Source organism: Pseudomonas sp. zfem003, assembly GCF_032621675.1.
Taxonomy (GTDB): domain Bacteria; phylum Pseudomonadota; class Gammaproteobacteria; order Pseudomonadales; family Pseudomonadaceae; genus Metapseudomonas; species Metapseudomonas otitidis.
The window spans coordinates 472513-496571 of the sequence record NZ_JAVYJG010000006.1; the positions used below are offsets into that span (position 1 = coordinate 472513).

28 protein-coding genes are annotated in these 24059 nt (G+C 65.3%); 15 read left to right on the forward strand and 13 right to left on the reverse strand.

From position 1 onward, the window contains the following. Positions 1-72: 72 nt before the first annotated feature. The 3 genes from RTK35_RS16455 to RTK35_RS30600 all read left to right on the forward strand — a co-directional run bounded on the left by RTK35_RS16455 (position 73) and on the right by RTK35_RS30600 (position 2479). Positions 73-543 carry a Dps family protein gene (locus RTK35_RS16455; RefSeq protein WP_044414123.1) on the forward strand — a complete coding sequence of 157 codons (471 nt, stop codon included), beginning with the start codon at positions 73-75 and terminating at the stop codon, positions 541-543. 107 nt (positions 544-650) lie between these two features. Next, positions 651-1718 carry a GGDEF domain-containing protein gene (locus RTK35_RS16460; protein WP_222900061.1) on the forward strand — a complete coding sequence of 356 codons (1068 nt, stop codon included), beginning with the start codon at positions 651-653 and terminating at the stop codon, positions 1716-1718. A gap of 158 nt (positions 1719-1876) precedes the next feature. Next, the gene (locus RTK35_RS30600; RefSeq protein WP_044414456.1) at positions 1877-2479 is read left to right on the forward strand and encodes a cold-shock protein; all 603 of its coding nucleotides are present in this window, start codon (positions 1877-1879) and stop codon (positions 2477-2479) included. Positions 2480-2553: 74 nt separating this feature from the next. Here RTK35_RS30600 and RTK35_RS16475 read toward each other — a convergent pair whose 3' ends face one another. Next, on the reverse strand, positions 2554-2763 hold the full coding sequence (locus tag RTK35_RS16475; RefSeq protein ID WP_044414128.1) for a SlyX family protein: 210 nt from the start codon (positions 2761-2763) through the stop codon (positions 2554-2556). A 3-nt stretch (positions 2764-2766) separates the two neighbouring features. After that, positions 2767-3192: an HIT family protein gene (locus tag RTK35_RS16480; protein ID WP_044414458.1), complete on the reverse strand. Its 426-nt coding sequence runs from the start codon at positions 3190-3192 to the stop codon at positions 2767-2769. 613 nt (positions 3193-3805) lie between these two features. Here RTK35_RS16480 and RTK35_RS16485 point away from each other — a divergent pair. Next, positions 3806-5164 (forward strand): OprD family porin, encoded by a 1359-nt coding sequence (locus tag RTK35_RS16485; RefSeq protein ID WP_284547023.1) that lies wholly within the window; start codon positions 3806-3808, stop codon positions 5162-5164. A 71-nt stretch (positions 5165-5235) separates the two neighbouring features. Here the strand turns inward: RTK35_RS16485 and RTK35_RS16490 are convergent, their stop codons facing one another. After that, a complete protein-coding gene (locus tag RTK35_RS16490; protein ID WP_253122680.1) occupies positions 5236-5643 on the reverse strand; it encodes a PaaI family thioesterase in 408 nt (135 codons plus the stop codon). 114 nt (positions 5644-5757) lie between these two features. Between RTK35_RS16490 and RTK35_RS16495 the strand changes: the two genes are divergently transcribed. Both RTK35_RS16495 and RTK35_RS16500 read left to right on the forward strand, forming a co-directional pair. Beyond that, positions 5758-7473: a proline--tRNA ligase gene (locus RTK35_RS16495; RefSeq protein WP_044414137.1), complete on the forward strand. Its 1716-nt coding sequence runs from the start codon at positions 5758-5760 to the stop codon at positions 7471-7473. A 10-nt stretch (positions 7474-7483) separates the two neighbouring features. Beyond that, positions 7484-8440: a hypothetical protein gene (locus RTK35_RS16500; RefSeq protein ID WP_044414140.1), complete on the forward strand. Its 957-nt coding sequence runs from the start codon at positions 7484-7486 to the stop codon at positions 8438-8440. Positions 8441-8468: 28 nt separating this feature from the next. On the opposite strand, the gene RTK35_RS16505 is transcribed toward RTK35_RS16500, so the two are convergent. Together RTK35_RS16505 and RTK35_RS16510 are read right to left on the reverse strand one after the other, a co-directional pair. Further along, the gene (locus RTK35_RS16505) at positions 8469-8744 is read right to left on the reverse strand and encodes an acylphosphatase (protein WP_074971895.1); all 276 of its coding nucleotides are present in this window, start codon (positions 8742-8744) and stop codon (positions 8469-8471) included. After that, positions 8744-9226, reverse strand: coding sequence for a TlpA disulfide reductase family protein (locus tag RTK35_RS16510; protein ID WP_142015394.1), 483 nt, complete (start codon positions 9224-9226; stop codon positions 8744-8746). The genes RTK35_RS16505 and RTK35_RS16510 overlap by 1 nt, the downstream gene beginning before the upstream one ends. Positions 9227-9256: 30 nt before the next feature. Here RTK35_RS16510 and RTK35_RS16515 point away from each other — a divergent pair, with 30 nt between their 5' ends. Then, positions 9257-10663 (forward strand): PilZ domain-containing protein, encoded by a 1407-nt coding sequence (locus tag RTK35_RS16515; RefSeq protein WP_316908503.1) that lies wholly within the window; start codon positions 9257-9259, stop codon positions 10661-10663. A 122-nt stretch (positions 10664-10785) separates the two neighbouring features. After that, complete coding sequence (locus RTK35_RS16520; protein WP_044414152.1) at positions 10786-11178, forward strand: hypothetical protein; 393 nt, start codon at positions 10786-10788, stop codon at positions 11176-11178. Positions 11179-11238: 60 nt separating this feature from the next. Here the strand turns inward: RTK35_RS16520 and RTK35_RS16525 are convergent, their stop codons facing one another. Together RTK35_RS16525 and RTK35_RS16530 are read right to left on the reverse strand one after the other, a co-directional pair. Further along, positions 11239-11436, reverse strand: coding sequence for a hypothetical protein (locus tag RTK35_RS16525; RefSeq protein WP_044414154.1), 198 nt, complete (start codon positions 11434-11436; stop codon positions 11239-11241). Positions 11437-11602: 166 nt separating this feature from the next. After that, a complete protein-coding gene (locus tag RTK35_RS16530) occupies positions 11603-12823 on the reverse strand; it encodes a YihY family inner membrane protein (RefSeq protein WP_074971898.1) in 1221 nt (406 codons plus the stop codon). Positions 12824-12942: 119 nt separating this feature from the next. On the opposite strand from RTK35_RS16530, the gene arsC reads away from it, so the two are divergent. Genes arsC through RTK35_RS16545 form a run of 3 tightly spaced genes read left to right on the forward strand, consistent with a single transcriptional unit; the run spans position 12943 to position 14301 of the window. Then, positions 12943-13296, forward strand: coding sequence for an arsenate reductase (glutaredoxin) (gene arsC / locus RTK35_RS16535; protein WP_316908504.1), 354 nt, complete (start codon positions 12943-12945; stop codon positions 13294-13296). Beyond that, positions 13293-13898 carry an NAD(P)H:quinone oxidoreductase gene (gene wrbA / locus RTK35_RS16540; RefSeq protein WP_279863818.1) on the forward strand — a complete coding sequence of 202 codons (606 nt, stop codon included), beginning with the start codon at positions 13293-13295 and terminating at the stop codon, positions 13896-13898. The genes arsC and wrbA overlap by 4 nt, the downstream gene beginning before the upstream one ends. Continuing rightward, positions 13891-14301, forward strand: a complete 411-nt coding sequence (locus RTK35_RS16545) for a DUF2069 domain-containing protein (protein WP_316908505.1) — start codon at positions 13891-13893, stop codon at positions 14299-14301. Before wrbA ends, RTK35_RS16545 begins: the two co-directional genes overlap by 8 nt. A gap of 48 nt (positions 14302-14349) precedes the next feature. Here RTK35_RS16545 and hda read toward each other — a convergent pair whose 3' ends face one another. The 3 genes from hda to RTK35_RS16560 are packed head-to-tail and all read right to left on the reverse strand — an operon-like array spanning position 14350 to position 17222. Beyond that, on the reverse strand, positions 14350-15054 hold the full coding sequence (hda, locus tag RTK35_RS16550) for a DnaA regulatory inactivator Hda (RefSeq protein WP_044414169.1): 705 nt from the start codon (positions 15052-15054) through the stop codon (positions 14350-14352). Further along, complete coding sequence (locus RTK35_RS16555; RefSeq protein ID WP_316908506.1) at positions 15051-16145, reverse strand: AI-2E family transporter; 1095 nt, start codon at positions 16143-16145, stop codon at positions 15051-15053. The genes hda and RTK35_RS16555 overlap by 4 nt, the downstream gene beginning before the upstream one ends. A gap of 42 nt (positions 16146-16187) precedes the next feature. After that, positions 16188-17222, reverse strand: a complete 1035-nt coding sequence (locus RTK35_RS16560) for a DUF2066 domain-containing protein (RefSeq protein WP_044414173.1) — start codon at positions 17220-17222, stop codon at positions 16188-16190. 231 nt (positions 17223-17453) lie between these two features. Here RTK35_RS16560 and purM point away from each other — a divergent pair, with 231 nt between their 5' ends. The 4 genes from purM (at position 17454) to RTK35_RS16580 (ending at position 20288) form a co-directional block, all read left to right on the forward strand. Next, entirely contained in the window at positions 17454-18512 is a 1059-nt protein-coding gene (gene purM, locus RTK35_RS16565) for a phosphoribosylformylglycinamidine cyclo-ligase (RefSeq protein ID WP_074971901.1), read from the forward strand. Beyond that, on the forward strand, positions 18512-19162 hold the full coding sequence (gene purN / locus RTK35_RS16570) for a phosphoribosylglycinamide formyltransferase (protein ID WP_074971902.1): 651 nt from the start codon (positions 18512-18514) through the stop codon (positions 19160-19162). Before purM ends, purN begins: the two co-directional genes overlap by 1 nt. A gap of 11 nt (positions 19163-19173) precedes the next feature. Continuing rightward, positions 19174-19884: a DUF3108 domain-containing protein gene (locus tag RTK35_RS16575; protein ID WP_044414180.1), complete on the forward strand. Its 711-nt coding sequence runs from the start codon at positions 19174-19176 to the stop codon at positions 19882-19884. 131 nt (positions 19885-20015) lie between these two features. Then, complete coding sequence (locus RTK35_RS16580; protein ID WP_044414183.1) at positions 20016-20288, forward strand: Rho-binding antiterminator; 273 nt, start codon at positions 20016-20018, stop codon at positions 20286-20288. Positions 20289-20347: 59 nt separating this feature from the next. Here RTK35_RS16580 and RTK35_RS16585 read toward each other — a convergent pair whose 3' ends face one another. From RTK35_RS16585 to relA, 3 genes are read right to left on the reverse strand one after another with little or no spacing between them, the layout of a single operon-like run. After that, positions 20348-20887, reverse strand: a complete 540-nt coding sequence (locus tag RTK35_RS16585; RefSeq protein ID WP_044414186.1) for a DUF2058 domain-containing protein — start codon at positions 20885-20887, stop codon at positions 20348-20350. A 20-nt stretch (positions 20888-20907) separates the two neighbouring features. Then, positions 20908-21738, reverse strand: coding sequence for a nucleoside triphosphate pyrophosphohydrolase (gene mazG, locus RTK35_RS16590; RefSeq protein WP_316908507.1), 831 nt, complete (start codon positions 21736-21738; stop codon positions 20908-20910). Positions 21739-21798: 60 nt separating this feature from the next. Then, positions 21799-24048: a GTP diphosphokinase gene (gene relA / locus RTK35_RS16595; protein ID WP_044414192.1), complete on the reverse strand. Its 2250-nt coding sequence runs from the start codon at positions 24046-24048 to the stop codon at positions 21799-21801. Positions 24049-24059 lie beyond the last annotated feature (11 nt).

Below are 24059 nucleotides of genomic sequence, written 5' to 3' on the forward strand. Positions count from 1 at the left end.
AAGCGCCATTTCTCTGTGCTAGTCTCTGCCGATCACGGGCCCTAGCCGGCCCGCACCACTGAGGAGAGACGTATGGAAATCAACATCGGAATCGCCGAACAGGACCGCGCAGCCATTGCCGAAGGCCTCTCCCGCCTGCTGGCGGATACCTACACCCTTTACCTGAAGACCCATAACTTCCACTGGAACGTGACCGGTCCGATGTTCAACACCCTTCACCTGATGTTCGAGGCCCAGTACACCGAACTGGCCCTGGCCGTCGACGCCATCGCCGAGCGCATCCGCGCCCTGGGTTTCCCGGCTCCCGGCACCTACGCGGCCTACGCCCGCCTGTCCTCCATCAAGGAAGAAGAAGGCGTCCCGGCTGCAGAAGACATGATCAAGCAACTGGTCCAGGGCCAGGAGGCCGTGGTTCGTACCGCACGCGGCATTTTCCCGCTGCTGGACAAGGTGAGCGACGAACCGACCGCCGACCTGCTGACCCAACGCATGCAGGTCCATGAAAAGACCGCGTGGATGCTGCGCAGCCTGCTGGCTGCCTGACCCTCCATGCCTCCCGAGAGGCCCGGTTCGCCGGGCCTTTTTGCTGGGCGACAGCACCCCGCCTGAACTATGCTTCGCACAATCTCCCTCCTTGTCAGTACCCGTTGATGAGCCAGCCCTCCAAATCCCCCCTGCTGCTCGAACTCTATCCGGAGGAGACCCGCGAGGCAGCGGAATTGCTCAAGCAGGCCGTCCCGCTCATGGTTCGCCATGACATTCCGCCAAACCCCATCCACTACGCCCTCTGGTACACCTACAGCCAGGGCAAGCAGCCCGACCTCAACCGCCGCCTGGACAAGATCGTCAAGGACTTCGACGCTTTCCCGCCTGATTCGGCATTGAAGCTGTTCCGCGACTTCATCATCCGCGGTGAACTGGAAGAGGCCCGCGCAGGGCAGCAGCAAGTCATCGAACTGGTGGATGACATCGAGACGGATGTCAGCCGGAGCGTCGTGGGCAGTACGGTCTACCAACAAAGCCTGGAAGCGGGCCTGGCCGCCCTGCATGACCCGATCATCGACGACCTGCCCAGCGTGCTGAACGATCTGCACCAGAGCACCCAGCTGATGCATGACCAGCAGGAGCAGTTCCTCTACCGACTGCGCGCCGCTCAGGCCGAAATCCACACCCTGCGCCTGCAACTGGAACGAGCCCAGATGGCCGCCACGCTGGACAGCCTGACCCAGGTGTTCAACCGGCACGCCTTCACCCGGCTGCTGGAACAGGCCCTGGCAGAAAACACAGCCGGCCTGGCCCTGATCATGCTGGATATCGACCACTTCAAGCAGTTCAACGACCACTTCGGCCACCCCCTGGGTGATCGCGTGCTGCAGCATGTCGGCCAGTTGCTCAAGGACCTGCTGCCCCCGCGTGCCCTGGCAGCCCGCTACGGTGGCGAGGAGTTCTGTGTCGTCTTGCGCGACTGCCATGAACTGGCCAGCGCCCGCGCCTTCGCCGAGATGCTGCGATTGAAGTTCCAATCCCTGCGCGTCAAGGTCCGCCGCACCGACCAGGTGCTGGACACCATCACTGCCAGCTTTGGCATCGCCCTGGCCGAACCGGGCGACAACCTGGAAAGCCTGCTCACCCGAGCCGACGATGCCCTCTACCAGGCCAAGCGCAACGGCCGCAACCAGGTCCATCCCGGCGCGCCGGAAGCCGCGCTAACTGCTTGATTTGAGTAGCCCTAGTCTTTCCTGTTAAATAGCGCCCGGTGCCTGCAACCCGCCACACAGCAGGGTTACAGGCATAGGCTGGCGCGACCTCTTTACCGGATTACCGGCGCGCCCGCTCTTTCCGTTGTGCGTTTCCTATCAAGGTGAGTCCATTGAACATGTTGAAAATCGTCCATCTGCTGACGGGCGCTGCTGCGCTCCTGTTGTCCTTCATTCCCAGCCTGCGCGGTGATGCCCTGCCATACCTGCAGCAACCTGACGCCCTCTACCTCGCCCTGATCGGGCTGCTCAACCTGCTGATGGCGCCCGTCGTTCCGGTCTGGGCACGCGGCACCCGCAGCCAGCTCCAGGCGTCTGTCTCCGCGCTGCTGGTGCTCGCGGTTATCCTGCAGATCGCCGTGCTGCTGGCACCGATCCCGGAAATCGGCGGCAAACCCGCCATCCTGCTGAGCCTGCTGGCCAGCTTCCTCGCCGTCGCTCTGCACCTGCTGCTGAACCTGCGCAAGGTCACCCAGGCCGCCCCGATCCTGCAGGACATGAGCAACCGTGAGACCGGCACGGTGAAGTGGTTCAACACCTCCAAGGGCTTCGGCTTCATCTCCCGGGACTCGGGCGACGACATCTTCGTCCACTTCCGCGCCATCCGTGGCGAAGGGCATCGCGTCCTTGTGGAAGGCCAGCGCGTCGAGTTCACCGTGATGCAGCGGGACAAGGGCCTGCAGGCGGAAGACGTGATCGCCGCCCTGCCCGGCCGCCGCTGAGCAATACCAGGCCAACGAAAAAGCCCGCCATTACGGCGGGCTTCTTCTTTATATAGAGGCGAAACAGGCACAGCTCAGTAATGGGGCGGCGGCGCCTCATCGCCGTCGGATGCACCGAACTGGCTCAGCAGCTCTTCCTGCCGACGGGCCAGCGCCGCGACCTGCATCTGCAAGCGCTCGACGATCCGCTGCTGTGCCACGATCTCGTCATTGAGGGCCTGGATCGTGTCGTCCTGGAAAGCCAGGCGAGTCTCAAGCTCCATCACGCGCATTTCCAGACTCATGCCTTACTCCTCCGCGAATCGGAAATCATCCGTCAGGACCAGGCGCAGACGTGCCAGCAGGTCCGCGATCTGCCCTTCGGTGTAGGGAATGGCAGGAGCACGCCCCCACACGGGGGCCGGCCAGGCAGCGTCGCTCTTGCGCCGGGCGATCACATGCACGTGGAGCTGACTGACGACGTTACCCAGCGTGGCGACGTTCATCTTGTCCGCACCGAAACTGTCCTTCAGCACCTCGGCCAGCGACACCGCCTCCTTCCAGAGCTGCTGCTGATCGGCAGCGTCCAACTGGAACAGCTCGCTCACCTCTTCCCGCCTAGGAACCAGAATGAACCAGGGATACTGCGAGTCGTTCATCAGCAACAGGCGGGAAAGGGGGTAGTCCCCGATCACCCGGCAATCCTGCTGAAGCCTTGGATCCAGATTGAACATGGCGATCTTCACCTCAGTCATGCAAAACGCCCATCAAACGGGGCAAGAAATGGCTGCGAAGAATACCCAACCGTCACCGACCGGGACAGCCAAACCCGGCAGGGTTACCGCCATGCACCAGAATCGACCACACGCACCACCGTAAGGCGTTACCTCGTAACACCTCAAGCAGCCGTTTCGGTCGCATCGAGAACGAATGACCAATACCCAGCTATCATTTCTGCCCAACACCTGCACGCCCGGCGGAAAACTCACAGCAGCAAGAGCAGGCTGTATGGTTTGTGCACGGATGTTGCTTTATGCAACGCCATGGTCGACCGGGTCATCTCGGTACGCCTGTTCCGGACGCGAACGTCGCGCCAGGCCTAGTTGCACTAAGTGTCTGTAACGACCGTAGAAAAACAAGAACCAAGGGATTGAAGCAAGAACTACGAATATGCGACACGCGCCCACCCGAATTGCGACATGGCCGTGAAGTTTTCGTAAGGAGCGGAGCCCAGCTATCGCCATCTTGAGACGTCGTGCTATAAGTTAGCGCCGACACAAAAAGAAAGAACCGCCTTCAATAAATAAGAAAGCGGCGAGAATCTTCAAAACCAAAGGAGCAATCACAATGCAAGTGATGAAGTGGAGCGCACTGGCCCTGGCCGTGACCGCCGGTACCACCCAGTTGGCGTTCGCCAGCGCCCAGGACGAGTCCAAGGGCTTTGTTGAAGACAGCAAGTTGTCTGTGCTGAACAAGAACTACGCCTTCTATCGTGACTTCCGTAACAACGGCGTTCAGAACGGCGGCAAAGCCACTGACCAAAACTATCGCAATGAATGGGCTCACGGCATCATGGCCACCTATGAGTCCGGCTACACACAAGGCACCGTGGGTTTCGGTGTTGATGCTCATGGGATGCTGGGTCTCAAGCTGAACAGCGGCAAAGGTACCGATGGCACTGGCCTACTACCTACGGGCTCTGACGGCCGCTCTCAAGACGATTACTCCTATGCCGGCGGCGCAGTAAAAGTGCGCGTCTCCAATACTGAGTTCAAATACGGCAACCTGATCCCGGTCGCTCCTGTGTTCGCTACCGGCACAGCTCGCCTGTTCCCCGGCAGTGCCGAAGGCTTCCAGATTCTGAGCAAAGAAATCGAAGGTCTTTCCATCGACGCAGGCCACTTTACCTCTATCCGTGATGGCAGCGCCTCTACCAATCGAGATGGCAAGATTACTTTGGCCTACGCTGGCGCGATTGACGCCAAGAACGCCGACTACGTCGGTGGCACCTACACCATCAACGATCAACTGTCTGTCAGCCTGTACGGTGCAGAGCTTGAAGATATCTATCGCCAGTACTACAGCAACGTAAACTACACACTGCCGCTGACCGATGACCAAGCTCTGGGCTTCGACTTCAACATCTACCGCACCAATGATGAAGGCAAGTCGAAAGCTGGCGACATCTCCAACACCACTTTCTCGCTGGCAGCGTCCTATTCCATCGGCGCTCACAAACTGACCCTGGCTCATCAGCGCGTAAACGGTGACGAGCCCTTCGACTACATCGCGATGGACGGCCAGAACTCTGGCGACTCCATCTTCCTGGCAAACTCTGTTCAGTACTCTGACTTCAATGCCCCGAACGAGCGTTCTTGGCAGGTTCGTTACGATCTGAACATGGCTACCCTGGGCGTACCCGGCCTGAGCTTTATGGCGCGTTACATCACTGGTAGCCACGCCGACGGCACCAGCGCCGATGCCACTGGCGCCTACGCTGGTGCGTTTGGCAGAGATGGCAAAGAGTGGGAGCGCGATCTAGAAGCCAAGTACGTCGTTCAGGAAGGTCCGGCCAAAGACCTCTCCTTCCGCGTGCGCCACGCCACTTGGCGTTCCAACAACGACATGGGCGGTTTCTACTCCAATAACAGCAGCGCTGTAGATGAAATCCGTGTCATCACCGAGTACCCGCTGGACATCCTCTAACACAGGACGGATAGCGAACTCACGAAAAAGCCCGGCCTAGCCGGGCTTTTTCTTTTCCGATGTCCCGTCATTCATATCGGCAGCGCATAGGTGCCCGTTACATGGGCCACCATCTCCTCCTCCGCCCCCACCGAATACAGCGCGACCTCGCACACAGCCTGACGCCTGCTCAAGCGCAGGATGCGAGCATCGGCCAGCAGGTCAACCGGCTTGGGTTTCGCCAGGAAGTTGATGTTGAGGTTGCTGGTGACCGCCATCTCCACCCTCCCTAGGCTGCCCAGCACCACCGCATACATCGCCGCATCGGCCAGCGCCATGATGGTCGGACCGGACAGTGTGCCGCCCGGGCGGACCAGGCGAGGGTGGAATGGCACCCGTGCCAAGGCACGGCGTGCATCCAGGAGGTCGATCTGCAAGTCGATATCCGCCGCCATCGGCACCCCTTCCCGGATCAGCGCCTGCACCTGCTGAGCACTCAATGAAGACATCACCACCCTCCTTTCGCGGTTGGGCCCGCAACCTGTACGCGCCCCGATGAGCGCCGTACAATGCCCAGCCACTCAAACCCATCGCAACCGACGAAACGGCCAAACATGCGTACCAGTCAGTACCTGCTTTCCACCCTCAAGGAAACTCCCGCCGATGCCGTGGTGATCAGCCACCAGCTGCTGCTGCGTGCCGGCATGATCCGCAAGCTGGCGTCGGGCCTCTACACCTGGTTGCCGATGGGCCTGCGGGTACTCCGCAAGGCGGAGACCATCGTCCGCGAAGAGATGAATGCCGCCGGCGCGCTGGAAGTGCTGATGCCAGCCATCCAGCCCGGCGAGCTGTGGCAGGAGTCCGGTCGCTGGGAGCAGTACGGACCCGAGCTGCTGCGCCTGAAGGACCGCCATGGCCGCGAATTCTGCGTCGGCCCGACCCACGAAGAAGTCATCACCGACCTCGCCCGCAACGAGCTGAACAGCTACAAGCAGCTGCCCATCAACATGTATCAGATCCAGACCAAGTTCCGTGACGAGATCCGTCCGCGCTTCGGCCTGATGCGTGGCCGCGAATTCATCATGAAGGACGCCTACTCCTTCCACGACTCCCAGGCTTCCCTGCAGGAAACCTACGACGTCATGTACGGCGCCTACTGCAAGGTCTTCACCCGTCTGGGCCTCGACTTCCGCCCCGTACAGGCCGACAACGGCTCCATCGGCGGCAGCGGCTCCCATGAATTCCACGTGCTGGCCGAGTCCGGCGAAGACGACATCGTCTTCAGCGACAGCTCCGACTACGCCGCCAACATCGAGAAAGCCGAAGCCGTACCGCGCGAGAAGGAGCGCCAAGCCCCCCGCGAGGAGCTGCGCCTGGTCGACACCCCCGACACCAAGACCATCGCCGCCCTGGTGGAGAAGTTCGGCCTGCCGATCGAGAAGACCATCAAGACCCTGGTGGTCCACGGCGCCGAGGAAGGCACCTTGGTGGCCCTGATCGTCCGTGGCGACCACGAGCTGAACGAGATCAAGGCTGCCAACCAGCCCCTGGTCGCCAGCCCGCTGGTCTTCGCCAGCGAAGAAGAACTGCGTGCCGCCATCGGCGCCGGTGCCGGCTCCCTCGGCCCGCTGAACCTGCCCATGCCCTGCATCGTCGACCGCTCCGTGGCCCTGATGAGCGACTTCGCCATCGGCGCCAACATCGACGACAAGCACTACTTCGGCGTCAACTGGGAGCGCGACCTGCCGCTGCCCGAAGTCGCCGACCTGCGTAACGTCGTCGCCGGCGACCCGAGCCCCGACGGCAAGGGCACCCTGGTGATCAAGCGCGGCATCGAAGTCGGCCACATCTTCCAGCTCGGCACCAAGTACAGCGAGGCCATGAACCTCAGCGTACTGGGCGAGAGCGGCAAGCCGGTCACCCTGATCATGGGCTGCTACGGCATCGGCGTTTCCCGCGTGGTGGCCGCCGCCATCGAGCAGAACAACGATGACCGCGGCATCCTCTGGCCGGACGCCCTGGCGCCCTTCCAGGTAGCCCTGGTTCCGCTCAAGTACGAGACCCCCGCCGTCAAGGAAGCCACCGACAAGCTGTATGCGGACCTCACCGCCGCCGGCATCGAAGTGCTGCTGGACGACCGCGACAAGAAGACCAGCCCCGGCGTGAAGTTCGCCGACATGGAGCTGATCGGCATCCCTCACCGCGTCGTCGTCAGCGAACGCGGCCTGGCGGATGGCAACCTGGAATACAAGAACCGTCGCGAGACCGAAAGCCAGCCCGTTGCCGTCGACGACGTGCTGTCCTTCATCAAGGCCCGCCTCAACCGCTGATCGAGAAGACATGTCCAAGCGTCGTACCACCCGCCTCCTGGGAGCTGCCTTGTGCAGCTCCCTGTTCCTCGGCGGCTGCGCCAACCACCTGCCCCAACGCAGCGAACATGAGGAGCGTGTCGAGCGCAAGCTGCTCAACCACGCCCTGCAGGTCGACGCTGGCGAACCCCGTGTCCTCGAACTGCCGCAACGCCGCGTACGGGTCTATGACCAGAAGACCTTCGAAGTCACCGAATTCGAGGTCACCCGCCGCTATGACCGCTACACGCCCTACCAGCCCTGGCGCGAAATCTACGAGATTCCGCTCGGGGCCGTCGCAGTGGTGGCCGGTGTAGGCGCCAACGTCCTCAACGTCGCCCTGCTGGGCAGCCTGCCCGACACCGCCACCAAGGACTGGATCAGCTACGGTTTCGCCGGGCTCAACCCGTTCATGAACGTCGAGTCCAACGGGCGCTCGGAGCAAAACCTGGCCAGCATTGACGAAGAACAGCGCGACAAGCGCGTCGAGTATTCCAGCCTGCCCTGGTCGGAACGGCCGGTGATGGTCACCGCCGGCAAGCAGACCAGCGAGCTGCTCACCGACCGCCATGGCGTGCTGCGCCTCAACCTGCTGGATGGCCCCTTCGCCGACCAGGACATCAGCCGCGTCGGCAAGCTGCTATTGAGCGTCGAAGATCCGCAGGACGGCGCCCGCGCCGAAACCACCCTGATGGTCAGCCGTGACCTGCGCGGCAAGCTCAAGGAAGCCCATGCGCTGATCTACGAAGACCTGGAAGACGACGAGGTGTCCCAGTGGGTCCACCGCGTCAAGCGCCTCTCCGAGCTGGGCCTGGAAGAAGAAGCCAGCGAACTGGAACAGAGCCTGATCGAACTGACGCGCAATGATCCGGAACTCCAGCAGGAATTCCTCAAGGCGCTGATGAAGGATGCCGGCCGCCTGGTGGCCGACCCGGGTGAAGGCGAGTAGGCCGTCACAACGTGACGGCCATGCCGATTCAGCGACGGACCACGAACCCCGCGATCCCCTGTAACGGGTGAACCTCCAGCTCCACGGCGCTGACCCGCGCCTCCTCGGGGCCCTGCTCCAGCCAGGCTGCCAACTCACGAACGGCGGCTTCTTCCCCCTCGAACAGCACCTCTACACGACCATCCTCAAGGTTGCGCACCCAGCCATCCAGCTCCAGCCGGTCGGCCTCTTCCTGGGTGGATTGGCGGTAATAGACGCCCTGCACCTTGCCGCTGACGTAGCCATGCATGCAGATTCTCGCCATCACGGTTTCTCCTGCCGCAGGCCTGCAAGCCGCTCGCTCAAGCCCTTCGCGGTCTGCTCGCCCAGCAGGCGCTCGCGCACCTGGCCACGGGCATCGAGGATGTAGGTCACCGGCAACGCCTCGCTGCGCGGCAGCTTGAAGCGCTCGGAAGGGTCCTGGGCCAGCACGGTGAAGCCGATGCCCATCTGGCGGCTCGCCTTTTCCAGCTCGGCGCCCTGCAAGCCATCGAAGTTCACCCCCATGACCTGCACCCCCTGCCCCTTTAGCTGTTCAGCCAGAGCGTTCAGCTCGGGGATTTCCGTGCGGCACGGCGCGCACCACTCGGCCCAGTAATTGATGACCAGCCACTGGTTTTCGAAGCGCTCACTCGTTACCTTCTGCCCATGCTGATCGAGGCCCAGATCCTCAGAACAGCCTCCCAGCAACAGAGCGGCCCCCGAAACGATGAGCGCCCCGAAAACAGCCTGGAGTCGTGATCCCATCTCGTCGATCCTCGTACCTGCGGGGTTGATATGACGTTGGATGCCCTGCGCCTCGAGGTACCGGACATCGTCGACGAGGATGGCAGCTGCCTCATGGGGCTCAACCCCGCGCTGGCCAGCGCCCGGCTGCTACCCCTGGAGACAGGCCTGCAACAGGCCCTGGGACAGCTGTTCCGCCTCAATCGAAGTGCGGTGACCTTACTCGAAAGGCAGCGGGCGCTGCAAAGCTTCAGCGAGGAATACCGCCACTACGCCGTCGACTTCATCGAGTCCCGCCCCCCACCGCCGCTGTTCCTGCGCTATTGCGCCGAACTGGCCGCCGGCTTCAAGCGCCTGCTGCTGCAGATCCTCCAGGGCCGCCAGCCCTCGCTTCCGCACCTCGCCTGGTGCCTCTACATGGCCCAGCACTTCACCGCGCAGACGCTGATGCGCCACTACCAGCAGTACCAGGAGCCGCCCGGCGCCCTCTGGCGTGACAGCCACCTGCTGTACTGGATCGGCGAGCACCAGGGCTGCCTGGACGAACCGGTCGCCGCCGCCTTCCGCCCAACCCCGGCCGATACCCTGCGCGGCCTCTACCAGCAGGTCCTGCTGCTGGCCCTGAGCAACCCGTTCCACCTCACCGAAGGCGAGTGCCCGCTGCTGTTCGGCGCACTCGCGCCCCTGGCCGGCCTCGCCCGGTTGCTGCCCTGGGACGGCGAGGACGAATCCGAAGGCCCCGTCGTCGACCTCGGCCTACCGCAACCCTACCTGCCACTGGACCAGCCCGCCCGCGCCCCGTCCACCCAGTTGCGCAGGCTCGAACTGGGCCCCCTGCTGGTGGCCCTGTACGAACCCGCGCCCCTGCAAAGCCCGGTCGAGCACGACCTGCTGGAGCGCGTCAGCGCCAACTGGCTGGGTCGCCAGCAGCGACGTCATGTCCGAACCGAGAACGAAACCGCCTGCACCTTGGTGGCCGGCCTGCCCGCCATCCATGCCCACCTGCTGGCCCAGCGCCCCGGGGCCATCGAAGCGCGCATGCAGGACGCCAGCGCCGGCGGCGCGCGCCTGCTCTGCCTGCCCCACCAGGCACCGCAACTGGCGGTCGGCCAACTGGTGCTGCTGCTCAACAGCGGCACCCCCACCCTGGCCCTGGTGCGCTGGCGCCACGGCAACCGCGAGGGCCTGCACATCGGGCTGCGCTACCTCAAGGGGCTGCCCCGCCCCGTCTGGCTGAGACGCGCCCCCAACGCCCAGACCCACCCTGGTGTCCTGCAGAGTACCCCGGCACCCGGCAACGGCTGGCACCACGGCCTGTGGCTGCCCCAGGACCAGTTCGTCGAAGGCGAACAGCTCTGGCTCCAGCTCGCCAGCGTCAACAGCCAGGCCATGCTGCCGCTGCCTGCCGCGAACCTGGCGACGCCCCTGGTGGCCCGCCACCCGCTGAAACTTGCCTGATCGGCCAAACTGCGAGCCGAGTCACGCCGCGCGCCGCTCAAGCGCACAGTTTCCCCGCCCGTCGATTCCTATAATCAGCGGCCTACCGTCCGCCGCCCTGCCCGAAGACAGGAATCCCCACGATGTCTCAGAACCTCGACAAACTGATCGGCCCCGTTCCCTCCCGAATCGTCGAAGGCGCGCATTTCGTAGTGACCCCCTACGAGGGCCGCGTGGCCGAATTCAACGTCGCCGCCTGGCTGCAGCTGCCTGGGCTGGCCAGCCTGCCGGTGTCGCTGCTGGTGAGCTACCGCGATGGCGAAACCCGGCGCGAAGTCATGGTCGACCACGGCAAGGTCAACGCACACGGCAAGATCCTCCTCTCCGGCATTGCCCGCCTGCCCGCCCGGCAACGTATAGAGGACATGCAGGTGCGCCTGAAATCCGCCGTGCCCTGCCAAAGCCTGCAGGTCGAAGAACTGTTCGTGCAGGCCGTCGAACAGGCCGTCAGCGACAGCCGCCAGGCCATGGCCTGACAGCAACCGGACATGAAAAACCCCGCCTTGGCGGGGTTTTTCATTTATGCGCCAACCGTGTCAGGCGCGCGCCGCATCACTGGTGGGCGGCGTCGACTCGTCCGGCCTGACCGGCAGCGCGTCATCCGCCGTCCTGGGCGGCACCAGCGACTCCGGCCAGCGGGTGAAACGCAGCCCGGTGATACGGTTCAGGCGTTCGAGGGCCTCTTCCGGATCACGCTCATGTAGGTGGACAACCTTCGATCTGCCCTTGCTCATAGAAGTACTTCAGTCCTTGCGGCCCGCCTGCTGGCAGGGTGATGGCATGTTGTACAGGTATCTGCCAGAAACGTGCCAGTCATCCCGAATGTAGGGGCGCCCCACCGTTACACGCCAGATACCAAGCGCCACGAAACAGACACCCGCGACCAGCTGACCTTTTTTGTCACTCCTCGACCGGCCGCAGCCAACTGGCCAGGCTTTTGTCGAACAATGCCTGCTGATCCTCCTGCAGCCGCTCCAACGCGACCTTCAGCGCCGGATACCAGGGCTCGTCCAAGTGACCCGGCAACTGCGCCGGTTTCGGCAACGGCCAGGGGCAGTGGTTGAGCAGTTGGTGCAGGCTGTAGCTGGAAAGGTCTCGGCACAGCACCCAGGATCCCACTGCCACCGGGCAGGCCAGGTGCTGGGCCTCGAGGAAGTCCATCAGCTCCAGCCACTCATCCTCCGGCAGCAGCCAGCCGGCACGCTGCGCATCCAGGTGGCGGACCGGCAGGCCACGCTGCTGGCGGTCATGCATCACCCGCAGGATGCCCAGCACCACCAGCAGCCGCGGCAAGGCCTGGCGGCGCCAGTGGCGCGAATGGCCCAGGTTGCACACCAGCTCCGCACCAAAAAGCACGATCACCCATGAGACATAGACCCACAGCAGGAACAGCGGAACCGTGGCAAACGCACCATAGATCAGCTGATAGCCGGGAAAGAGGCTGACATACAGGCCGAACAAGGCTTTCGCCAATTCGAACAACAGCGCCGTGAACGCGCCCCCCACCACGGCATGCCGCAGGGGCACGCGGACGTTGGGCACCGCCGCATAGAGCAGGGTAAAGGCCGCCACGTTGAACAGCAGCGGGGTGAACCCCAGCAGCGCGCGGGTGCCGGCGATCTCGTTGAGGCTGGACAGCAGCGCCAGGGAAGTGATGTAGGTGCTCACCGCGAAGCCCGCGCCCAGCAGCAGCGGCCCCAGGCTCAGCACCGCCCAGTAGAGCAGGAAGCTGGCCATGCCCCGGCGCCGCTGGCGCACGCGCCAGATGGTGTTGAAGGCCTTCTCGATGGTCACCAGCATGGTGAAGGCCGTGATGGCCAGCAGCCCCACACCCACCCAGGTCAGGTGCCGCGCCTGCAGCGTGAAGCCCTGCAGATACTCCTGCACGGCCTCACCGGTACTGGGCACGAAGTTGTGGAAGATGAACCGCTGGATCTGCTCGCCCATGCCCTGGAAGGCTGGGATCACCGAGAGCATGGTGAAGGTCACCGTCATGATCGGGACCACGGCGAACAGGCTGGTGTAGGTGAGGGCCGCCGCGCTGTTGAAACCGTTGTCGCTGATGAAGCGCTGCAGCAGGAAACGCCAGAACTCCTCGATGTCTCTGATCCGCTGGCGCATTCCTTCTCCTTCGTTGACTGAGGTGCCTTGTCCGCCGCCCGAAACCACATGCACGGTTCAGGCCCGCACGCGGACGCGGTTAGAATAGCCGCCTCACTCAAGGCCTTGCGACCCCCGCCATGACCGAAATGACCCTGTATCACAACCCACGCTGCTCGAAATCCCGTGGTGCGCTGGAGCTGCTGGAGGCCCGCGGCCTCACCCCGACCGTGGTGCGCTACCTCGAAACCCCGCCCAGCCCGGCCGAGCTGAAGACCCTGCTGGCGCGCCTGGGCATCGGCGCCCGCCAGTTGCTGCGCACCGGCGAGGAGGAATACCAGAGCCTGGGCCTGGCCGACGCCGGGCTCAGCGACGACCAGTTGATCGACGCCATGAGCCAGCACCCGCGCCTGATCGAGCGCCCCATCCTGGTGGCGGGTGACAAGGCCGTGGTGGGCCGCCCACCGGAGAAGGTGCTGGAGATCCTGCCTTGAGCACGCCCTACGTCCTCGTCCTCTACTACAGCCGCCACGGTGCCACCGAGCGCATGGCCCGCCAGATCGCCCGTGGCGTCGAACGCGCCGGGCTGGAAGCGCGCCTGCGCACCGTGCCGGCGGTGTCCGCCGACTGCGAGGCCAGCGCGCCGGACATCCCCGCCGAAGGCGCCCCGTACGCCACACTCGACGACCTCAAGGGCTGCGCCGGGCTGGCCCTGGGTAGCCCGACCCGTTTCGGCAACATGGCGGCACCGCTGAAGTACTTCATCGACGGCACCAGCAGCCTCTGGCTCAGCGGCGAACTGGTGGGCAAGCCGGCCGCCGTGTTCACCTCCACCGCCAGCCTGCACGGCGGCCAGGAGAGCACCCTGCTGTCCATGCTGCTGCCCCTGCTGCACCACGGCATGCTCATCACCGGCATTCCCTACAGCGAACCCGCCCTGCTCAGCACCACAGGCGGCGGCACCCCCTACGGCGCCAGCCACTACGCCGGCGCCGACGGCAAGCGCGGCCTGGATGAGCAGGAAAGCGCCCTCTGCCGCGCCCTGGGCCAACGCCTGGCACAAACGGCCCTGCGACTGGAGAACGGACGTGGCTAGAAAACCCAAGAAACTCCCGGAGCTGGACTGGCTCGCCCCACGCCTGGCCATCAGCCGCGCCCTGAGCCTGGCCAGCTTCCTCGGCCTGATCCTGCTGCTGACCGTGTGGACCCTGGTGTACGCGGACCTGAACGGCGCCCGCTACTGGGTGGTGCTCAGCATCGAGCTGCTGCCCCTGGTGCTGCTGGCCCCCGGGATGCTCCTCGGCAACGCCCGCGCCCACGCCTGGGCCTGCTTCATGATCAACCTCTATTTCATCCAGGGTGTACTGGCCGCTGCCGATCCCAAGCGCATGGTGTTCGGCTGGCTGATGGTGGTGCTCAGCGTGGTGCTGTTCTGCGCGGCACTGCTCTACACGCGCTGGAAGTTCCAGCACAACCGCAAGCTGGCCGGCGAAAGCTGAGGTCGGGAACGGTGAATCGCACGAAGCGCCCTACGGGGCGCTTCGTCGTTACCAGCCCAGGGTTTCCTTGAGGAAGGGGATGGTCAGCTTGCGCTGCGCCTGGAGAGAGGCCTGGTCCAGGCGTTCGAGGATGTCGAACAGCACGCTCATGTTGCGCGAGCCGCGGGTCATGATGAAGCGGCCGACTTCCTCGGTCAGGTGCAGGCCACGGCGCGAGGCACGCAGTTGCAGGGCACGCAGCTTGTCTTCGTCGGAGAGGGCGTGGAGCTGGAAGATCAGCGCCAGGGTCAGGCGCGACTTCAGGTCCGGCAGGGCGATGGGCAGTTCCCGCGGCGCGGTGTTGGCAGCCAGCAACAGCTTGCGGCCGGCATCGCGCAGGCGGTTGAACAGGTGAAACAGCGCCTCTTCCCAGTCGGCGCGGCCAGCCACGGCATCCAGGTCATCCAGGCAGACCAGCTCGCACTGCTCCAGGTTGTCGAGGATCGCCGTGCCGTACTGCACCAGGTCCGCCAGGGGCAGGTACACCGCCTGCTCGCCACGCTGCTCGAAGCGCAGGCAAGCCGCCTGCTGCAGATGGCTGCGTCCGACACCCTCCGCACCCCACAGGTAGATCAGGCTCTCGGTCCACCCGGCATCGGGTTCGCAAAGACGCTCGACATAGCCGAGGGCCGCGGCGTTGGCGCCGGGGTAATAGTTGGCGAAGGTCGCGTCGTCACGCAGGCGCACGCCAAGGGGAAGCTGGATGGGTTTCATGCCGTATCGCTGGGTTCGTCGGAACCGCTGCCGGTCTCTCCGTAAAGATCCGAAAGTTTATAGAAATCATGCGCATGGCGCAGCAAAACCATGATCACGGCCGCCACGGGCAGTGCCAGCAGCACACCGGTGAAGCCAAACAGCTGGCCGCCGGCGAGGATCGCGAAGATCACCGCCACCGGGTGCAGGCCGATCCGGTCGCCCACCAGCATGGGGGTCAGCACCATGCCTTCGAGCAACTGGCCGACGCTGAACACCACGGCAATCCCCAGCAGGGCATAGGGATCGACCCCGCCGAACTGGAACAGCGCCACCACCACGGCCATGCCGATGCCGACGATGAAGCCCATGTACGGCACGATGCTGGCCAGCCCGGCCAGCAGGCCGATCAGCAGGCCGAGGTCGAGGCCGACGATCATCAGGCCCACCGCATAGATGCCACCCAAAGCCAGCATCACCAGCAGTTGCCCACGGATGAACGCCCCCAGCACCTCGTGGCATTCGCCGGTGAGCTTCACCACCAGCCCTTCGCGGCTGCGCGGCAGCAGGCCACGCAGCTTGGCCACCATCAGGTCCCAGTCACGCAACAGGTAGAAGCCCACCACCGGGATCAGCAGCAGGTTGCCGACCCAGCCCACCAGCGCGAGGCCCGAAGCCGTGGCACTGGCCAGGATCACGCCCACCAGGTCGGTGGTCTGTCCCAGGTGGCCACTGACGACCTCCTTGAGCTTGTCGAAGCGCCAGAAACCCTGGGGCAACCCCAGCTTGGCCTGGACCCAGGGCAGCGCGCTGTTCTGCAGCCAGTCCAGCATCTGCGGCGCCGTCTCGTAGAGCCGCGCCACCTGCCGCGCCAGCATCGGGATCAGGATCAGCAGCAGCGCCAGCAGCACCAGGCTGAACAGGGTGAACACCGCCACCACGCCCCAGGTACGGGACAGCCCGCGAGCCTCCAGACGGTCCACCAGCGGGTCCCCCATGTAGGCCAGCAGCATGCCCACCAGGAACGGCGAAAGAATCGGATGCAACAGGTACAGCAGCCAGCCCAGGAGCAGAACGCCCCCGACCCACAGCCAGCGACGCGAATCAGTCATGACGGTCCCTCATCCCGGACGAATGTGGCAGGTAAAGCATCCTTACCACTGGAAGCGCAGCGCATTCTGCCGTGGCACGACCTGCGGCGCAGCACCCGGTGCAGCCGGTTGGGCCGCGTCCACCGGCGCCTGCTCGGCGGGCGACTCGGTCAACCCACTGAGGGCAAGCTGGGCACGCAGTTGGTCGACGCTGGCGCTGACGTGGAAGCGCAGGACATTGCCTTCCACCTGGTACAGCCGGGCTCCGAAGGGCTCCAGCGCGCGCGACAGCTCGGCGTAGCGGTCCAGGTCGGCGCCCTTCACTTCCAGCACCTGCTCCTGGCCGACGCCCGGCGCCACCACGAAACGCGGTGCCAGGCGCTGGCTCACGGCAAGCATCACGGCATCGGCCAGGGCCGCCGGATCGGCCGCCTCCAGGGTGCCCTGCTCGCGGCTGTCACCGATCCACAGGTGCCAGGTGGCCTTCCACTTGCCATCCGCCTCGCTGGCCAGCACGGCGAGCAGGGCATCGGCACCATAGCGCTCGGAGGCCGGGCGCAAGGCTGCCGGGTCGGCAGCAGTCAGGTTCTCCGGCGTCGCGGCCAGTTGCTCACTGAGGTCCGCCAGCGGCAGGCGCAGCGGCAGTCCACGGTGCTGGGCGGCATCACGCAGAGGGGCGGCGGCGGTCTGGGCGTCGCCCACCAGGCTGGCGCCCTCGGCCGCCTGGTTCAGCCACCAGGTCAGGATCGCCGGGCGGTTGGCACTCCACAGGCCGATGCCGGCCTGGCGGAAGGTGCGATCGGTGGTCACCGGGTCGAAGTCCACCTGCAGCGACTGCCCCTCGTAGCCGAACTGGCTGATCAGTTGCTGCGGGTTCTTGCGCACCTCGGCCAGCGCCGGGTTGTTCAGCGCCTTGGTGTCGCCGGTCAGGCGGATCACCAGGGTTTCCAGCGCGCGGTTCAGCGCCTGGTCGCGCTCCTCGGGTTGCTGGGACAGCACCGGCTCGCGCACCTGATAGAGGCTGGCGACCGTTTCGGCATGGGCCAGCGGGCTGAGCAGCGGCAGGCAGACCAACAACAGGCGGGCGATCAGGCGCATGGGGGGGACTCTCGACGAACGGATGGAGCGGCCGGGGCCGCATCGGGAAGGGCTATACCTTAAACAGGCCCATCCTGGCCGGCAACGGGCGGCGCCCGGCGGTGCGGGCTTTTCCCCCTGCGCGACCGCTGCCGATGGCCGCTACAGGCCAACCCTGATAAAATCGCGCGCCTTCGCGAACCGGCCCTTGTGGCCGGTCGACCCACGAATTTCCCCTAAAGGCCTGGATCTATGAGCAAGCAACCCTCCCTGAGCTACAAGGACGCCGGTGTGGACATCGACGCGGGCGAAGCCCTGGTCGAACGCATCAAGGGCGTGGCCAAGCGCACCGCCCGCCCTGAAGTGATGGGCGGCCTGGGTGGCTTCGGCGCCCTCTGCGAGATCCCGGCCGGCTACAAGCAGCCTGTGCTGGTCTCCGGCACCGACGGCGTCGGCACCAAGCTGCGCCTGGCGCTGAACCTGAACAAGCACGACAGCATCGGCCAGGACCTGGTCGCCATGTGCGTGAACGACCTGGTGGTCTGCGGCGCCGAGCCGCTGTTCTTCCTCGACTACTACGCCACCGGCAAGCTCAACGTCGACGTGGCCGCCACCGTGGTCACCGGCATCGGCGCCGGCTGCGAACTGGCCGGCTGCTCCCTGGTGGGTGGCGAGACCGCCGAGATGCCCGGCATGTACGAAGGCGAGGACTACGACCTGGCCGGCTTCTGCGTCGGCGTGGTGGAAAAGGCCGAGATCATCGACGGCTCCAAGGTCCGCACCGGCGACACCCTGATCGCCCTGCCCTCCTCCGGCCCGCACTCCAACGGCTACTCGCTGATCCGCAAGATCATCGAAGTCAGCGGCGCCGACATCGAGAACGTGCAGCTCGACGGCAAGCCCCTGGCCGACCTGCTGATGGCCCCGACCCGCATCTACGTCAAGCCGCTGCTCAAGCTGATCAAGGACACCGGCGCGGTGAAGGCCATGGCCCACATCACCGGCGGCGGCCTCACCGAGAACATCCCGCGCGTACTGCCCGAGGGCGCCCAGGCCGTCATCGACGTCGCCAGCTGGACCCGCCCGGCCGTATTCGACTGGCTGCAGGAGAAAGGCAACGTCGACGAACGCGAGATGCACCGCGTACTCAACTGCGGCGTCGGCATGGTCATCTGCGTGGCCCCCGAACAGGTGGACGTGGCCCTGGAAACCCTGCGTGCCGCTGGCGAACAGCCCTGGGTGATCGGCCAGATCGCCGCAGGTGCCGAAGGCAGCGAGCGCGTCGTGCTGAACAACCTGAAAGCCCACTGATGACCGACCGCTGTGACGTGGTGGTGCTGATTTCCGGCTCCGGCAGCAACCTGCAGGCCCTGATCGACAGCACCACCAGCGCCGGGCATCCGGCGCGAATCCGCGCGGTGATCTCCAACCGCGCCGATGCCTACGGCCTGGAGCGTGCGCGCCAGGCCGGCATCGAAACCCGTGTACTGGACCATCGCGAATTCGACGGACGCGAGGCCTTCGACCAGGCCCTCGCGGCACTGATCGACAGCTTCGCCCCGCACCTGGTGGTCCTGGCCGGCTTCATGCGCATCCTCAGCCCGGGCTTCGTGCGCCACTACACCGGCCGCCTGCTGAACATCCACCCCTCCCTGCTGCCCCGCCACAAGGGCCTGCACACCCACCAGCGCGCGCTGGAAGCCGGCGACGCCGAGCATGGCTGCAGCGTCCACTTCGTGACGGAGGAACTCGATGGTGGCCCTCTGGTCGTACAAGCGGTAATCCCGGTAGAGTCTGGCGATTCGCCAGACACCCTGGCCCAGCGGGTGCACGCCGAGGAACACCGTATCTACCCGCTGGCCGTGCGCTGGTTCGCCGAAGGCCGTTTGCGCCTCGGCGAGAACGGCGCCCTACTGGACGGCCAAGCGTTGCCCCCTACCGGGCAGCAGTTGCGTAACTAGGAGATTTGCCAATGCGTCGTGCTGTGCTGTTGCTCCTCGCCCTCTTCACCCTACCGGTCACTGCGGCCGAGCTGAAGCCGTTCAAGGCCAGCTACACCGCCGACTGGAAGACCATGCCCATCAGCGGCAGCGCCGGCCGCTCCCTGAAGCAACTGGACGATGGGCGCTGGCAGCTGGATTTCGAGGCCTCCATGCTGGTGGCCAGCCTGAGCGAAGTCAGCGTATTCCGCCTGGACAAGACCACCTTCCTGCCCGTCACCTACCGCTTCAACCGCAGCGGCCTGGGCAAGAGCAAGCAGGTCGAGCTGGACTTCGACTGGGGTGAGAAGCAGGTCATCGGGACCGACCGCGGCAACCAGGTGCGCCTGCCCCTGAACCGCGGCATGGTCGACAAGTCCACCTACCAACTGGTGCTCCAGCGCGACGTTGCCGCCGGCAAGAAGAGCATGAGCTACCAGGTGATCGACGGCGACGAAGTGGAAACCTACGACTTCCGCGTCCTCGGCCAGGAGCGTGTGGACACCATGGCCGGCAGCGTCGATGCCATCAAGGTCGAGCGCGTGCGCGACCCCACCCAGAGCGCCCGCAAGACCACCCTCTGGTTCGCCAAGGACTGGGACTACCTGCTGGTGCGCCTGAACCAGGTGGAGAAGGACGGCAAGGAATACCAGATCATGCTCAAGGAAGGCAGCGTCGACGGCCGCGAGGTCAAGGGCAGCTGAGCCACCACGCCACCATCCCAGAAGCCGGGCCCTGCGCCCGGCTTTTTATTGGGCGCCCCACCGCAAGGCCGGGCTGGCAGCCACGCCGGACGGGTATAGGATGTCGGGGCACAGCCCTTGAGGATGCCCTCATGACCCCTTACCTGCCCCTTTCCTGCGAGCTGTACGACTACATCGAACTGGCCTGCCTGCACCGCTACCAGTTGCTCATCGAGCTGGACGACGGCCGCCAGCTGGAAGCCCGCGCCATGGACACCGAGACCGACCGCAACAAGGACGAATTCCTGCTGGTACACAGCGAGGCCGGGCGCGAGCGCTTGCGGCTGGACCAGATCGCCGCCATCACCCCGCTGACCGAAGGCGCGCACTTCGGCCGGGTGCTGCTGGGCAACCAGGTCTGCTGAAGATCCCCCAGCCATGAAAAAGCCGGGCATTGCCCGGCTTCTTCCCATTCAACCCGCACTCACCACATCAGGTCGTCCGGCACCTTGTAGGCGGCGTACGGATCGTCCTCGTCCACCTCTTCGGAGGCGACGTTGAGCAACACGATGCGACGCGGGTCGCGCTCCTGGATGCGCAGGGCGGCATCACGCGGGATCACCTCGTAGCCGCCGCCGTGCTGGACGATGGCCAGCGAGCCACGGCTCAGCTTGTCGCGCATCAGGTCGTTGACGGCGATGCGCTTGACCTTCTTGTTGTCGACGAAGTTGTAGTAGTCGTCGGTGGTCAGCTTGGGCAGGCGGGTGCGTTCGATCAGTTGCTTGACCTGCGCTGCGCGGGCCTTCTGGTCGGCCTTCTCCTGCTGCTGGCGGTTCAGCTCCTGGTCCTTGGCCAGCTTCTCGGCCTGGGCCTGGAGGGTGGCCTGGCGCAGGCTGTCGTCCTTCTCCACCTGGTTCTTCTTCTCCAGGCGTTGTTGCTTCTGCTGTTGCTTACCGGCCTGCTTGGCCTGCTTTTCACTGACCAGTCCGGCTTTCAGCAGCTGGTCACGAAGGGAAAGGCTCATGGGTCGTTCAGTCTCTCTGCTTAGCAGCCAAGGGTGGCTTTTTCCTGTTTCTTGGCCTCGCCCCAGAGGGCGTCCAGTTCATCCAGGGTGCAATCTTCAATGGGACGACCCGCTTCGCGCAATGCCTGTTCGATGTAGCGGAAGCGCCGCTCGAACTTGGCGTTGGCCGAACGCAGTGCCGTCTCGGGGTCGACCTTCAGGTGACGGGCGAGGTTGACCGCAACGAACAGCAGGTCGCCCAGCTCCTCGGCCACTGCCTCGGGGTCGTTCTCGCTCATGGCTTCGAGGACCTCGTCCAGCTCCTCCCGGACCTTGTCCACCACCGGCAGCGCCTCGGGCCAGTCGAAGCCCACCTGGGCCGCGCGCTTCTGCAGCTTGGCCGCCCGGGACAGGGCCGGCAGCGCGCTGGGCACGTCGTCCAGCAGGGAGAGCTGCTCCGGGGCGGCGGCCTGCTCGGCGCGCTCCTCGGCCTTGATCGCCTCCCAGCGCTGCTTGATGGCGGCCTCCTCCAGGCGTGCCATGTCCGGGGCGCCGTACAGGTCGCCGTCGGGGAACACATGGGGATGGCGGCGCACCAGCTTGCGAGTGATCGCATCGACCACCGTGGCGAACTCGAAGCGGCCCTCTTCCTTCGCCAGCTGGCTGTAGTAGACGACCTGGAACAGCAGGTCACCCAGCTCGCCGGGCAGGTGGGCGAAGTCGCCCCGCTCGATGGCGTCCGCCACCTCGTAGGCCTCTTCGAGGGTGTGCGGGACGATGCTGGCGTAGTCCTGCTTCAGGTCCCAGGGGCAGCCGTACTGCGGGTCACGCAGCCGGGCCATCAGGTGCAGCAGGTCATTGAGTTGGTACATGGCAGATCCAGTGGTTGAACCCGGCGCGACCTGAACGTCACGCGTGAATCGCGCAGCGGTTCAGGCTGCGCGATTACGACGGGCCTCGATGATGTTGGGCAGCTGGGCGATCTTCGCTAGCAGGCGGCCCAGGGCGTCAAGCCCCGGGATCTCGATGGTCAGCAGCATGGAGGCGGTGTTGTCCTCCTTGTTCGAGCGGGTGTTCACCGCCAGCACGTTGATGCGCTCGTTGAGCAGCACCTGGGACACGTCACGCAGCAGGCCGGAACGGTCGTAGGCCTTGATGACGATGTCCACCGGGTAGGTCTGCACCGGCACCGGGCCCCAGCTGACCTGGATCATCCGCTCGGGTTCGCGGCTGGCCAGCTGCAGCGCCGAGGCGCAGTCCTGGCGGTGGATGCTGACGCCACGACCGAGGGTGATGTAGCCGACGATCGGGTCGCCCGGCAGCGGCTGGCAGCAGCCGGCCATCTGGGTGAGCAGGTTGCCGACGCCCTGGATCTGCACGTCGCCGCGCTTGCCCGGCTTGTACTGTCCGGTGGAGCGGCGGGGGATGAGCTCCAGCTGCTCGCTGGTGCCGCGCTCCGGCTCCACCAGTTGCTGGGCGTTGCTCACCACATGGGCCAGGCGCAGGTCGCCGGCCCCGAGGGCCGCGTGCATGTCCTCGGCGGTGCGCAGGTTGCACTTCTCGGCGAGCTTCTCGAAGTCCACCGGCGGCAGCGCCAGGCGCGCCAGCTCGCGCTCGAGCATGGCCTTGCCGGCGGCGACGTTCTGGTCGCGGGCCTGCAGCTTGAACCAGTGGACGATCTTCGCCCGCGCCCGGGAGGTGGTGATGTAGCCCAGGTTGGGGTTGAGCCAGTCGCGGCTCGGCGAGCCCTGCTTGCCGGTGATGATCTCCACCTGTTCGCCGGTCTGCAGGCTGTAGTTCAGCGGCACGATGCGCCCGTTGATCTTCGCGCCCCGGCAGTTGTGGCCGATCTCGGTGTGCACGCGGTAGGCGAAGTCCAGGGGCGTGGCGCCCTTGGGCAGGTCGATGGCGTGGCCATCGGGGGTGAACACGTAGACGCGGTCGGGCTCGATGTCGACCCGCAGCTGCTCGGCCAGCCCGCCGATGTCGCCCAGCTCCTCGTGCCACTCCAGCACCTGGCGCAGCCAGGAGATCTTCTCTTCGTAGTGGTTGGAGCTGGTCTTGACGTCGGTGCCCTTGTAGCGCCAATGGGCGCAGACACCGAGTTCGGCTTCCTCGTGCATGGCGTGGGTGCGGATCTGCACCTCCAGCACCTTGCCGTCCGGGCCGATCACCGCCGTATGCAGGGAGCGATAGCCGTTCTCCTTGGGGTTGGCGATGTAGTCGTCGAATTCCTTGGGGATGTGGCGCCACAGGGTGTGCACGATACCCAGCGCGGTGTAGCAGTCGCGCACTTCCGGCACCAGCACACGCACGGCGCGCACGTCGTAGATCTGGCTGAACTGCAGGCCCTTGCGCTGCATCTTCCGCCAGATGGAATAGATGTGCTTGGCACGCCCGCTGATGTCGGACTTGATGCCCGCCGCCGTGAGCTCCTGGCGCAGCTGGTTCATCACGTCGGCGATGTACTGCTCGCGGTCCAGGCGGCGCTCGTGCAGCAGCTTGGCGATCTTCTTGTACTGGTCCGGCTCCAGGTAGCGGAAGGACAGGTCCTCCAGCTCCCACTTGATGTGGCCGATGCCCAGGCGGTGGGCCAGGGGCGCGTAGATGTCGAACACCTCGCGGGCAACGCGGTGGCGCTTCTCCTCGTCGGCGTTCTTCACCTCACGGATGGCACAGGTGCGCTCGGCCAGCTTGATGAGGGCGACGCGCACGTCGTCGACCATCGCCACCAGCATCTTGCGCAGGTTCTCCACCTGGGTCTGGGTGCCCAGCACCATGGACTGGCGCGGGTTGAGGCTGGCACTGATGGCGGCCATGCGCAGCACGCCCTCGATCAGCTTGGCGACCACCGGACCGAAGCGCTGCTGCACGTCGGCCAGGGGGATCTTGCCCTCGCGCACGCCGCGGTAGATCACCGCCGCCACCAGGGACTCCTGGTCGAGCTTGAGGTCAGCGAGGATCTCGGCGATCTCCAGGCCCGTCTGGAAGCTGGAGGTGCCTTCGGCCCAGAGGTTCTGCGCGGCGTTGGCCTGCTGCTCGGCATCGCGGGCGAACTCGCAGGCCTGCTTCAGCACGGCGCGGTCCAGCACCGGATCGAGACTGAGCACATGGTCCAGCCATGCCTCGAGGTTGATACTGCCGTCGGTGTTGACCGGCTGTTGCGCTCTGACCTGTACCATCTTGCCTTACC